The sequence below is a fragment of the Streptomyces sp. DH-12 genome, assembly GCF_002899455.1.
GTDB lineage: Bacteria > Actinomycetota > Actinomycetes > Streptomycetales > Streptomycetaceae > Streptomyces.
Window position 1 is genome coordinate 5811773 of the sequence record NZ_PPFB01000001.1, and the last position, 12809, is coordinate 5824581.

11 protein-coding genes are annotated in these 12809 nt (G+C 72.9%); 10 read left to right on the forward strand and 1 reads right to left on the reverse strand.

The window, feature by feature from the left end; all coding sequences use genetic code 11:
* The first annotated feature begins 21 nt into the window (after positions 1 to 21).
* The 10 genes from C1708_RS25075 to C1708_RS25120 all read left to right on the forward strand — a co-directional run bounded on the left by C1708_RS25075 (position 22) and on the right by C1708_RS25120 (position 11354).
* Positions 22 to 954: a carbohydrate ABC transporter permease gene (locus C1708_RS25075; protein ID WP_106414798.1), complete on the forward strand. Its 933-nt coding sequence runs from the start codon at positions 22 to 24 to the stop codon at positions 952 to 954.
* Positions 951 to 1847, forward strand: a complete 897-nt coding sequence (locus C1708_RS25080) for a carbohydrate ABC transporter permease (RefSeq protein WP_106414799.1) — start codon at positions 951 to 953, stop codon at positions 1845 to 1847. The genes C1708_RS25075 and C1708_RS25080 overlap by 4 nt, the downstream gene beginning before the upstream one ends.
* A complete protein-coding gene (locus C1708_RS25085) occupies positions 1844 to 3028 on the forward strand; it encodes a Gfo/Idh/MocA family protein (RefSeq protein WP_106414800.1) in 1185 nt (394 codons plus the stop codon). Before C1708_RS25080 ends, C1708_RS25085 begins: the two co-directional genes overlap by 4 nt.
* Entirely contained in the window at positions 3025 to 3870 is an 846-nt protein-coding gene (locus C1708_RS25090; protein WP_106414801.1) for a DUF6807 domain-containing protein, read from the forward strand. Before C1708_RS25085 ends, C1708_RS25090 begins: the two co-directional genes overlap by 4 nt.
* Entirely contained in the window at positions 3867 to 5462 is a 1596-nt protein-coding gene (locus C1708_RS25095) for a glycoside hydrolase family 43 protein (RefSeq protein ID WP_106414802.1), read from the forward strand. The genes C1708_RS25090 and C1708_RS25095 overlap by 4 nt, the downstream gene beginning before the upstream one ends.
* On the forward strand, positions 5459 to 6823 hold the full coding sequence (locus C1708_RS25100; RefSeq protein WP_106414803.1) for an ABC transporter substrate-binding protein: 1365 nt from the start codon (positions 5459 to 5461) through the stop codon (positions 6821 to 6823). Before C1708_RS25095 ends, C1708_RS25100 begins: the two co-directional genes overlap by 4 nt.
* 115 nt (positions 6824 to 6938) lie before the next feature.
* Positions 6939 to 7730, forward strand: a complete 792-nt coding sequence (locus C1708_RS25105) for a rhamnogalacturonan acetylesterase (RefSeq protein ID WP_106414804.1) — start codon at positions 6939 to 6941, stop codon at positions 7728 to 7730.
* A gap of 33 nt (positions 7731 to 7763) precedes the next feature.
* Positions 7764 to 9095, forward strand: a complete 1332-nt coding sequence (locus C1708_RS25110; protein ID WP_106414805.1) for a pectate lyase family protein — start codon at positions 7764 to 7766, stop codon at positions 9093 to 9095.
* A gap of 82 nt (positions 9096 to 9177) precedes the next feature.
* On the forward strand, positions 9178 to 10284 hold the full coding sequence (locus C1708_RS25115; protein ID WP_106414806.1) for a pectinesterase family protein: 1107 nt from the start codon (positions 9178 to 9180) through the stop codon (positions 10282 to 10284).
* Complete coding sequence (locus C1708_RS25120) at positions 10281 to 11354, forward strand: dienelactone hydrolase family protein (RefSeq protein ID WP_106414807.1); 1074 nt, start codon at positions 10281 to 10283, stop codon at positions 11352 to 11354. The genes C1708_RS25115 and C1708_RS25120 overlap by 4 nt, the downstream gene beginning before the upstream one ends.
* A gap of 621 nt (positions 11355 to 11975) precedes the next feature.
* On the opposite strand, the gene C1708_RS25125 is transcribed toward C1708_RS25120, so the two are convergent.
* Positions 11976 to 12806, reverse strand: coding sequence for a pectate lyase (locus C1708_RS25125; RefSeq protein ID WP_106414808.1), 831 nt, complete (start codon positions 12804 to 12806; stop codon positions 11976 to 11978).
* Positions 12807 to 12809 lie beyond the last annotated feature (3 nt).

Sequence of the window (12809 nt, forward strand, 5' to 3'; positions counted from 1 at the left end):
ACCGAGAAACGGAGAACAGTCATGGCCCAAGCCGCAGCCGTGGCGAAACCGCCCGCGCCACCGAGGCGGCGCCGTGCCTCCGCCACACCCCGCCGACTTCCCTACCTGCTGATCGCGCCGGCCGCCCTGCTCATGCTGGGGTTCATCGCGTACCCGGTCCTCAGCGTCTTCTACTACAGCCTGCGGGACTACAACCCCACCAAACCCTGGCGGAACGGCTTCGCGGGACTCGACAACTTCACCCGCATCTTCACCGAGGACCCCCTCTTCTGGGACACCCTCGTCTTCAGCGCCAAGTGGGTGTTCGTCGAGGTCGGCCTGCAACTGCTGTTCGGCCTCGCCCTCGCCCTCATCGTCAACCAGACCTTCGTGGGCCGGGCCCTCGGCCGCGCGCTGGTCTTCTCCCCGTGGGCCGTCTCCGGCGTGCTGACCTCCGCGATCTGGGTGCTGCTCTACAACTCCCAGACCGGCATCACCCGTTACCTCGCGGACCTGGGCATCGGCGAGTACGGCGTGAGCTGGCTGTCGGACACCTCCACGGTGTTCCCCGCGGCGGTCGTGGCCGACCTGTGGCGCGGCGTGCCCTTCTTCGCGATCCTCATCCTCGCCGACCTCCAGTCCGTCTCCAAGGACCTGTACGAGGCCGCCGAGGTGGACGGCGCCAGCCGCGTCAAGCAGTTCTGGCACATCACGCTGCCGCACCTGAAGGACGCCATCATCCTCTCCACGCTGCTGCGCGCCGTGTGGGAGTTCAACAACGTCGACCTGCTCTACACGCTGACCGGGGGCGGACCCGCCGGCGCGACCACCACGCTGCCGCTGTACATCGCCAACACCTCCGTCGACGCCCATGACTTCGGCTACGCGTCGGCGCTGACCACGGTGGCGTTCGTGATCCTGCTCTTCTGCTCGATGGTCTACCTGCGGCTGAGCAAGTTCGGAGGCGAGAAGTGATCACCAAAGAGGCCACCGTGGCCGCCCCCGCCCCCGCGCCGGCCGTCCCCGAGCCGCCCCGGCCCGCGAAGCGGCACCGGGCCTGGGACGAGGCGCCCCGCTGGCAGATCTACCTGCCCCTCGGCGTCTACCTCGTCTTCACCCTCATCCCCTTCTACTGGATCCTGCTGTTCGCGCTCCGCCCGGCCGGCTCCACCTCGCTCGTGCCCTGGCCGATGACCACCGCCCACTTCGAGAAGGTGTGGACCGACCGAGGCTTCGCCACCTTCTTCCAGAACAGCGTGCTCGTCGGCGTCGTCACCCTGTTCATGACCACCCTGGTCGCCCTGGCCGGCGGCTACGCCCTCGCCCGGTTCGACTTCAGGATCAAGCGCGGGTTCATGCTGGCGCTGCTCTGCTCCCAGTTCGTGCCCGGCGCGTTGCTGCTCGTGCCGCTGTTCGAGATCTTCGCCGAACTGCAGATGATCAACTCCCTGGGCAGCGTCATCATCGCCGAGACGGTGTTCCAGCTGCCGCTGTCGATGATCCTGATCAGCAACTTCATCAAGAACGTGCCGTACTCCCTGGAGGAGGCCGCCTGGGTCGACGGCTGCAACCGGTTCCGGGCGTTCCGGGTGGTCGTCCTGCCGCTGCTGCGGCCCGGCCTGATCGCCGTCGGCTCCTTCGCCTTCGTGCACTCCTGGAACCACTTCCTGTTCGCCCTGATGTTCCTCAACAACCAGGAGAAGCAGACCATCCCGGTCGGCCTCAACACCCTGATGAGCGCGGACAGCGTCGACCTCGGCGCGCTCGCCGCGGGCGGCATCATCGCGGCCGTCCCCGTCGTGATCGTGTTCGCCTTCATCCAGAAGTGGCTGATCACCGGCTTCAGCGCGGGGGCGGTGAAGGGATGACCGCCTCGCCCGCCGCATCCGGCGCCCCGCTGCCCGTCGTCCTGGCCGGCGCCCGCGGCCACGGCCGCTGGCACGTGGAGAACATCCGCCGCCTCCAGGCGAAGGGACGGGTACGGCTCGCCGGCATCTGCGAGCTGACCCCGCTCACCGAGGACGAGTTCGGCGGCGCCCTCCCCGAGCAGTCCGCCGACCTCGGCGCGCTCCTCGACGCCACCGGCGCCCGCGTCGCGGTCGTCTGCACCCCCATTCCCACCCACACCGGCCTCGCTCTCACCGCGGCCGAGCGGGGCGTGCACCTGCTGCTGGAGAAGCCCCCGGCCCCGTCGTACGCCGAGTTCCGCCGGATGGCGGACGGGGTCGCCGCGGCCGGGGTGGCCTGCCAGATCGGCTTCCAGTCGCTCGGCTCGCACGCCGTGCCCGCGATCCGCGGCCTGATCGCCGAGGGCGCCGTCGGCCGGGTGACGGGGATCGGCGGGGCCGGCGCCTGGGTGCGCCCCGAGGCGTACTTCCGCCGCGCGCCCTGGGCGGGCCGGCGACGCCTCGACGGCGTCGACGTGGTCGACGGGGCGCTCACCAACCCCCTCGCGCACGCCGTCGCCACCGCCCTCGCGCTCGCCGGGAGCACCCGCGCCGAGGACGTCGCCGGCATCGAGACCGAGCTGCTGCGCGCCAACGACATCGAGTCCGACGACACCTCCTGCGTCCGCGTCACCACCGTCCGGGGCGGCCCGGTCACCGTCGCCGCCACCCTGTGCGCGGAGCGGGCCGACGAGCCGTACGTGGTGGTGCACGGCACCAGCGGCCGGATCACCTTCTGGTACAGGCAGGACCGGGTCCTGCTCCAGCGCGCGGACCACGGCCCCGAGGAACTCCACTTCGGCCGCACCGACCTGCTGGAGAACCTCGTCGCGCACCTGGACGACGGCACGCCGCTGCTGGTCACCCCGGACGACACCGGCGCCTTCATGCGGGTCGTCGAGGCGATCCGCACCGCCCCCGACCCGGCCCCGCTGCCCGACGGCGCCTGGCGCCGCGTCCCCGGCGAGGACCGCCGGGTGGTGCCCGGCGTCGACGCCCTGGTCGCGGCCGCCGCGGAGCGCCTGTCCCTCTACTCCGAGCTGGGCGCCCCCTGGGCCCGGCCCGCCCACCACCGTCCGCCGAAAGAGGTGAGCACCCGATGACCGGAAACGACTCCGTGGTGCTGCGCGTCGCCGGCCGGCCCGTCGGCCGGTACGTCACCCGGCCGGAACTGCCGGCCCGGCTCTCCCCGCGGCCCTATCTGCACCCCGTCACCACCCTGGCCGGCACGGCGGTCACCGAGCTGAGCCCCGCCGACCACGCACACCACCTCGGCGTCGGTGTCGCCGTTCCCGACGTCGAGGGGTTCAACTTCTGGGGCGGCCGCACCTACGTCCGCGACCAGGGCCCCACCGAGCTGGACAACCACGGCGCCCAGCGGCACACCGCCTACCACCGGCGCGAGGCCGACGGCTTCACCGAGGAACTGCGCTGGACGGCCGCGCCCGGCGAACTGCTGCGCGAGCGGCGCACGGTCACCGCGACCGCGCTCTCCGACGGCGCGTGGGCCCTGGACCTCGCCTTCGCGCTCACCAACGTCACCGGACACCCGCTGTCCGTCGGCAGCCCCGCCACCAACGGCCGCCCCGGCGCCGCCTACGGGGGCTTCTTCTGGCGGGCCCGCAAGGAGGACGCGGCGCCGGACGTGTTCACCGCGGCGGCCGACGGCACGGACGCGGTGCACGGGCGGACCGCCGACTGGGTCGCCCTGGCCGGCTCCGCCTGGACCCTCGTGTTCGCCGCGGCCACCGAGGAGACCCGCCGCGACCCCTGGTTCGTGCGCACCGACGAGTACCCGGGGGTCGGCTCCTCCCTCGCGCACGACGCGCGGCTGCCGGTCCCGCCCGGGGAGACGGTGGAGCGCCGGGTCGTCACCGTCGTCGCCGACGGCCGCCTCGGCCGCGCGGAGGCGGCGGCCCTGGTCGCGAAGGCGGTGAACCCATGAGCGCCGGCCCGGCCGAACCCGTCTACCGCAACCCGGTCCTGAACGCCGACTGGTCCGACCCCGACGTGATCCGCGTCGGCGACGACTTCTACCTCACCGCCTCCAGTTTCGGCCGCGTCCCCGGACTGCCCCTGCTGCACTCGCGCGACCTGGTCAACTGGACCCTCGTCGGCCACGCCCTGCAACGCCTGGAACCCGAGAGCGAGTTCGCGGTGCCCCGGCACGACTGCGGGGTGTGGGCGCCGTCCCTGCGCCACCACGACGGCCGCTTCTGGATCTTCTGGGGCGACCCCGACCAGGGCATCTTCCAGGTCAACGCCCCCGAGATCCGCGGCCCGTGGACCCGCCCGCACCTGATCAAGGCCGGCAAAGGGCTGATCGACCCCTGCCCGCTGTGGGACGACGAGACCGGTGAGGCGTACCTCGTGCACGCCTGGGCCAGGTCCCGCTCCGGCGTCAAGAACCGTCTCACCGGCCACCGGATGCACCCGCACGGCACCGAACTCCTCGACGAGGGCAAGGTGATCGTCGACGGCGACCGCATCCCCGGCTGGTTCACCCTCGAAGGGCCCAAGCTCTACCGGCACGACGGCTGGTTCTGGATCCTCGCCCCCGCCGGGGGAGTGGAGACCGGCTGGCAGGGCGCCTTCCGCTCCCGCGCCTTCTTCGGCCCGTACGAGGAGAAGGTGGTCCTGGAGCAGAAGGACACCGACGTCAACGGCCCGCACCAGGGCGGCTGGGTGCGCACCCCCTCCGGCGAGGACTGGTTCCTGCACTTCCAGCAGCGCGGCGCCTACGGCCGGGTCGTCCACCTCCAGCCGATGCGGTGGGACACGGACGGCTGGCCGGTGATGGGGGACGACGGCGCTCCGGTCACCGAGCACCACCGGCCCGACCTGCCCCCGCAGCCGCCCGCCGCCCCCGCCACCGACGACGACTTCCCCGGCGGGCGCCCCGGCCGCCAGTGGCAGTGGACCGCCAACCCCCGGGACGGCTGGGCCACCCACCACTCCGCCGACGGACTGCGCCTCACCTGCGTCCGCACCGCCGACGCGCACGACCTGCGGCTGCTGCCCCACGTCCTCACCCAGCGGCTGCCCGGCGCCCCGTGCACCGTCGAGGTGGACCTGCGGCTCGACGACGGCGAACCCGGGGCGCGCGCCGGGCTCGTGGTGCTCGGGGACGCCTACAGCTGGATCGGACTCGAGCGCGGCCCCGACGGCGCGGTGCGGCTGGTGCACCGGTTCGCCGAGACGGCGGCCATGGGGGCGCCTCCCACCTCTTCGGGGCAGTGGGGGAGGGAGCGGGACGCCGCACCCCCGCGCCCCGCTCCCGGCGGCCGGGCCCGGCTGCGCGTCGACATCGGCGCCGGCGCGCGCTGCCGCTTCTCGTACGACATCCACGACGTCACCGGGGACGGCGCCGGGGAGGGCTTCCGCCCCTCCGGTCAGGTCTTCGCCGCGACTCCCTGGCGCTGGGTCGGTGCTCTGCTCGGCCTGGTCGCCCTGGCGCTCACCGGACAGGGACACGCCGGTACCGCCACGTTCACGCAGTTCAGGATCCGTATCCAGGAGAAGAGAGCCGACCGATGAAGATCAGCATTCTCGGAAGAAGCACGGGCAGCGGGCGCCGCGGCAGGACGTCGGCGGCCGTCGCCCTCGGAGCGGTCCTCGCCCTGACCGCCACCGCCTGCGGGGACGACGGCAGCGGCGGGGGCGCGGGAGCCGAGGGCGACGGCACCGGGAAGATCGTCTTCTGGGACAACAACGGCGGTGTCCGCACCGACATCTGGAAGGAGATCATCGCCGACTTCGAGAAGGAGAACCCGGACATCGACGTCCAGTACGTCGGCATCGCCTCCACCGAGTACCAGTCCAAGGTCGACACCGCCATCCAGGGCGGCAGCATGCCGGACGTGGGCGGCATCAGCGCGTCGATGCTCGCGGGCTTCGCCGCCCAGGGCGCGCTGGAACCGCTGGACGAGCGGCTGGAGGGGTCGTCCCTCGACGGCAAGCTCAACAAGGACATGATCGAGTCGCTGCGGGCGGCCGGCGGCGGGGACGACCGGCTGTACTCCGTGCCGACCTCGGCCAACAACGGCGTGCTGTACTACCGCACCGACATGTTCGAGAAGGCGGGCCTTCAGGAGCCGACCACCTGGGACCGCTTCTTCGAGGCCGCGGAGAAGCTCACCGACAAGGGCGACAACCGCTTCGGCTACACCATCCGCGGCGGCGCCGGCTCCATCGCCCAGGCACTGGACGCGATGTACGGGCAGTCCGGCATCACCTCGTTCTGGGACTCCACCGGCAAGAAGACCACGGTCAACGACCCGGAGAACGTGAAGGCGCTGGAGAAGTACGCGGGCCTGTTCAAGCGGGTCACCCCCGCCGCCGACCTCAACAACGACTTCACCAAGATGGTCGCGCAGTGGGATTCCGGCGAGATCGGGATGCTCAACCACAACCTCGGCTCCTACCAGGACCACGTGAAGGCGCTGGGCACGGAGAAGTTCCGGGGCATCCCGCAGCCGGTCGGCCCCGGCGGCAAGCGGGTGCAGGTCTCCAACCCGGTCGACGGCCTCGGCCTGTTCAAGAGCTCCTCGAACAAGGAGGCCGCCTGGAAGTTCATCGAGTTCGCCGTCTCCGCGCAGTCCAACTCGAAGTTCAACGAGTCGGCGGGACAGGTGCCGGCGCACGCGGACGCCGCGAAGGACGCGTGGATCGCGAAGGCGGAGCCGACGAAGCTGGCCGCCGAGGCGCTGAGCGACGGGTCGACGACCATCGTGCAGCTGCCGTACTACCTGCCGGACTGGAACACCATCTCGAAGGCGGACAACGAGCCGACCTTCCAGAAGGTGCTGCTCGGGGACATGAGTGCGAAGGATTTCCTGGACGGTCTGGCCGAGCAGCTGAACGAGGCGCAGGCCGAGTGGGACGAGCAGATGAGTTGAGCGGTGCCTTCCGCCGGGGGCGGCCTGCGAGTGCGCGGGCCGCGGGCCGTCCCCGGCCGGGCGCGCAGTTCCCCGCGCCCCTGGTTCTGTCGGCCTTCGTGGAAAGGAACAGGTTGTGTCCCTCTCGCGCAGACAGATTGTCGTCGCCGGGGCCGGTGTGCCTCTGGGGGCGGCCGTGAGCGGTACGGCGCACGGCGCCCCGCGCCGGCGGACGCTCTGGATCGCCGGTGACTCCACCGCCGCCCAGAAGTACGCCGACGCCGCGCCCGAGACGGGGTGGGGGACGGCGTTGCCCTTCCTGCTCCGGCGCCGTCTTGCCGTCGCCAACCACGCGGTCAACGGGCGGAGTTCCAAGAGCTTCGCCGACGAGGGGCGATTGGACGCGATCCTCGCCGGCATCCGGCCGGGCGACCTGCTGCTCGTGCAGTTCGCGCACAACGACGAGAAGACCGGCGACCCCAGCCGGTACACCGAGCCCTGGACCACGTACCGGCAGTACCTGCGCCGGTACCTGGACGGCGCCCGGGCGCGGGGAGCGCGTCCGGTGCTGGCGACCCCGGTGGAGCGGCGGCGGTTCGACGCGGACGGGCGGGCCGTGCCCAGCCACGGGGAGTACCCGGCGGCGATGCGGGCGCTGGCCCGGCAGGAGCGGGTCGCGCTGCTCGACGTCCAGGCGCTGTCCCTGGCGCTGTGGCAGGAGCTCGGGCCCGAGGCGACGCGGACGTACTTCAACTGGACCGACACCGAGCAGGACAACACCCACTTCTCCCCGACGGGCGCGATCGCCGTGGCACGGCTGGTCGCCCGGGAGCTGCTGCGCACCCGGGTGCTCGCGCCGCACGACGTGCGGCGGCTGGACCAGGAGATCCCCCCGTCGTGGATCACCTGGCCGGAGGCCGCCGCGTGACACCCCCCGGACCATGAACAGGAGAGCCGCACCATGAACGCATTCGTATGGCATGTACATGGCAGAAGGGCCGGTGTGCTGGCCGGCTGCACCGCCCTCGCACTGGCCCTGACCGGTACCGCCGCGCAGGCCCACACCCCCGCGCACGCGCACCGCGACCCCGCACGCCAGACCCTGCCCGCGGGCGACGGCTGGGCGGCACACGGCACCGGCACCACCGGAGGCGCCGCCGCCGACGCCGCGCACGTCCGCACCGTGACCGACTGGGACCAGTTCACCGCCGCCCTCGCCGAGGGCGGGGACGCCCCGAAGATCATCAAGGTGAAGGGCACCCTCGACGCCGTCGCCGACGGCTGCGACGCGCTCGCCGCCCCCGGCTACGACTTCGACGCCTACCTGGAGACGTACGCCCCCGAGACCTGGGGCCTGGACCGGGACCTGGCCGACGAGCCCGACGACAGCCCCGAGGGCCTGCGCCGCGCCTCCGCGGCCAACCAGGACGCGGCGATCAAGGTGAACGTCCCCTCCAACACCACGATCATCGGCGTCGGCCGCGGCGCCGCCGTCAAGGGCGCCAGCCTCCAGATCAAGGGCGTCGACAACGTCATCGTCCGCAACCTCACCCTGGAGAGCCCGGTCGACTGCTTCCCGCAGTGGGACCCGACCGACGGCGACCGCGGCAACTGGAACAGCGAGTACGACACCGTCGTCGTGCACGGCTCGACCCACGTGTGGCTGGACCACAACACCTTCACCGACGGCGCGCACCCCGACAGCGCGGCCCCCACCCACTTCGGCATGCTCTACCAGCAGCACGACGGCCAACTCGACATCGTCCGGGGCGCGAACCACGTCACCGCCTCCTGGAACGTCTTCACCGAGCACGACAAGACGATCCTCATCGGCAACAGCGACAGCGAGTCCACCGCCGCGGGCGACCGCGGCAAGCTCAAGGTGACGTTCCACCACAATCTGTTCGAGGACCTCACCGAGCGGACCCCGCGCGTCCGTTTCGGGCAGGTCGACGTCTACAACAACCACTTCGTGGCCGGCCCCGGCTACGGCTACAGCTTCGGCATCGGCAAGGAGTCCCAGCTCGTCGCCGAGCACAACGCGTTCACCCTGCCCCGGGGCATCAGCCCGGCGAAGATCCTCAAGCGATGGAACGACGCGCCGCTCACCGCCCGGCACAACCTGGTCAACGGCAGGCCGGTCGACCTGATCGCCGTGCACAACGCGGAGGTCCCCGAGGAGACCCTGCGCTCCGGCGCCGGCTGGACGCCCACCCTGCGCAGGACCGTGCACCCCGCGTGGGCCGTGCCCGTCCTGGTCGGCCTCGGCGCGGGCGCCGGCCGCCTCCGCTGACCCGCATCCGCCGAACCGCCGGTGCGGTCCGCCCCCACTGCCGACCGCACCGGCCCCCGCCCGTCCCCCAAGGAGCACCCGCATGCCCTCGCCCCTGTCCCGGAGGAACGCCCTGCTGGCCGGCGCCGCGGCCGGCTCCGCCCTCGCCCTGGCCGCCGCACCCGCCCACGCGCACCGCCGCCCGCGCGGCCCGTTCGGCCGCCACGGCTCGCCGTCCGCGCGGCTCACCCCCACCACCCTGTACGTCCACCCGCGCGGCGCCGGCGACTTCACCGGCGTCCAGGCCGCCGTCGACGCCGCCACCGGCCCCGGACGCACCCTCGTCATCGCCCCCGGCGTCTACCGCGAGACCGTCTCCGTCCCCGCCGACCGCACGGACATGACCTGGATCGGCGCCTGTGACGACGCCCGTGACGTGGTCGTCGTCCACGACAACGCGGCCGGCACCCCCAAACCCGGAGGCGGCACCTACGGCACCTCCGGGTCGGCCACCACCACCCTGCGCCCCGACGGCTTCACCGCCCGCCGGATCACCTTCGCCAACGACTGGCTGCGCGCCGACCACCCCGGCATCAGCGGCACACAGGCCGTCGCCGTCAAGGTCATGGGCGACCGCAGCGCCTTCTTCGACTGCCGGTTCCTCGGCCACCAGGACACCCTCTACGCCGACTCGGCGTCCCCGGCCACCGTGGCCCGCCAGTACTTCGCGCGCTGCTACGCCGAGGGCGACGTCGACTTCGTCTTCGGCCGGGCCACGGCCGTCTTCGAGGACTGCCACTTCCGCACGCTGCTCCGCCCCGACCTGAGCTCCGCCCCCTTCGGCTTCGTCTTCGCGCCCTCCACCGCCGTCGCCGCCCCGCGGGGCTTCCTGGTCACCCGCAGCCGGATCAGCAGCGAGGCGCCGGACGGCTTCTACAAGCTGGCCCGTCCCTGGGTGCCCAGCTCCGACCCGACCGCCCGGCCCATGCTCACCGTCCGCGAGACCCGGATCGACGCGGGCATCGACGCGGTCGCCCCGTACGCGAACATGTCGAGCGGCCATCCCTGGCAGGAGCAGCGCTTCGCCGAGTACCGCAACACCGGACCGGGTGCCGTGATCACCGTGCCGGAGAACCGGCCGCAGCTCGACCGGGTCCGGGCCGCCTCCCACACCCCGCGGGCCCACCTCGGCGACTGGCGGCCCCGGTGACAGCCCCCGTCCCCGGCCCGCCCGGCCTCCACCGGGCGCTCAGGGACGACCTGCGCTTCCCGCTCGCCTGGGGCACCTCGCCGGTCCGGGACTTCCCCGCGTGGCGGCGGGCGGCCCGGGCCAAGGTCGAGGAACTGCTCGTCGTGCCCCGCCAGGACGGCCTCCCGTACGCGCCGCGGTACACGGACCGCTCGGAGGCCGACGGCTTCACGCGCGAACTCGTGACCGTCACCCTCACCCGCCACACGCGGGTCCGCGGTGCCCTGCTCACCCCGCGGGGCACCGGCCCCTTCCCGGCCGTACTGCTGCTGCACGACCACGGCTCCCGGTTCGACATCGGCAAGGAGAAGGCCGTCCGGCCCTGGTACGACGACGCCCGGCTCGCCTCCGCCGGGGAATGGGCCGGCCGGCACTTCGACGGCCGCTTCGTCGGGGACGAACTCGCCCGGCGCGGCCACGTCGTGCTCTGCCTGGACGCCCTCGGCTGGGGCGAGCGCGGGCCCCTCGCCTACGAGCAGCAACAGGCGCTGGCGAGCAACCTCTTCCACCTCGGCTCCTCGCTCGCCGGACTCCACGCCCGCGAGGACCAGCGGGCCGCGGCCTTCCTGGCGGGACTGGACCGGGTGGACGCGCGCCGGGTCGCCGCCCTCGGGTTCTCCATGGGCGGCTACCGGGCCTGGCAGGTCGCCGCCCTCAGCGACGACGTCGCGGCCGCGGCGAGCGTGTGCTGGATGACGGGCCTGAGGGAGATGATGGTCCCCGGCAACAACACGCTGCGCGGGCAGTCGGCGTTCCACATGCTCCACCCCGGGCTCGCCCGGTACCTCGACATCCCCGACGTGGCGAGCATCGCCGCGCCGAAGCCGATGCTGTTCTTCCACGGCGGACGCGACGCCCTCTTCCCCGCCGGCGGGGTACGGGCCGCGTACGACCGGCTGCGCGCCGTCTGGCGTTCGTGCGGGGCGGAGGAGCGGCTGCGGCTGAAGACCTGGCCCGAGGCCGGCCACGTCTTCGACGCCGCGATGCAGGACGAGGTGCACGCCTGGCTCGGCTCCGTCCTGCGCGGCTGATCCGCGCGGCCGAGGACCGGCCGGCCCGCCCCTTCCATGACGCCGGAGCGGCGGGGCGGTCCCCGGTCACCGCCGTCACGGTGAACCGTGCGGCCCGGGAGCGGGCGTGCCGTGACCGGTGAGGACCGCGCCGGACGCCAGGTCGCGGGCGGTGTCGGCGAAGCACCGCTCGTCGGCACCGGGGGCGAGGCCCGAGGGCGACGCCCCGGCCGGGGCCCGTGAACAGGGCCCCGAGCGCGGTGACCGGACGGTGCGCCCGGTGCGGTGTCACGGGGGCTTCCCGGTGGGAGCCGCCGGTGGACGACGCGGCCGGGCGGTCCTCCTGCGTCCGGACGGACGCGGCGACCCGGGACCCCGGGCTCGGGGCCGTGCAGGGCCGTGTCCGGCTTCGCCGTGCCGCTGGTGGCCGCCGGCCCCGGACACCCGCGCGGAGGACTCCGCACCGGGAAACGCGGACGCCCCCACCGGGCGTGGGCCGGCGGGGGCGCCCTGACGGCCCTTCGGACGGGGGTCCGAAGGGCCGGGGCTCCGGCGGGTCCGAGGGGGGGTTCGGACGTCGCCGGGACCGGGCCGCCGGACATCGGGACGGCGGCCCGGAGTCACGTCACGGACGCGGCGGGATCACTTGTAGGTGATGTCCGAGTCCGAGAACTTGCAGTACTTCCCGTCGGGGCCGGAACCGAGGTCCTTCGGCTCCTTGCCCGAGTTGTTGCCCTGGTAGCGGGTGCAGGTCTTCATCTTCTTCTTGCTGTCGCCGTGGATGCGGATCCCCGACAGCGTGGCGGTGTCGCCGTAGTTGGTGTTGATGCCCACGATCGACTTGCCGGGCGCGGTGAGGTCGATGTCCTTCAGCACGATCGTGCGCTTGTACTGCGTCTTGCAGTTGCCGCAGGAGCGCACCAGCTTGCCGAAGTCCTCGACCTGGAAGCCGCTCACGGTCAGCGTGCCGGCGCCGTTGAACTGCAGCACCTTGTCGTCGGCCTTCCGCGCGCCGCCGCCGATCACCTTGTACTGCGCCGACGACGACTTGCCCTTGAAGCTGGCGGCGTCCTCGCCGACGTCCAGCCACCACACGTTCTCCAGCGTGCAACTGCCCTTGCAGTGCACGCCGTCGGCGGCCGGGGTGCCGATGACGACGTTCTTCAGCGTGGCGCCGTCGGCCAGCTCGAAGATCGGGTCCTGGCCCTCGTCCTGGCCGTCGCCGCCCAGGGCGCCGGTGCCGTAGAACTTCTTCATGCCGCCGTCGTAGACGCCGGAGACCGGCACGGTCTTCGACACCGGCTTGCCGCCGGTGTCCGAGGGCCAGGACGGGGCGGCGCTCGCGGTGGACAGCATCGTCGAGGTGACGATCGCCGCACCCGTGATGCCGAGCGCGGAGAACCCGGCGATCGCCGCCCGCCTCTTCGCTGTCCGGCGCCGGTGGGAGACGCGCTGTTCGGCTCGTGCAGTCATGCC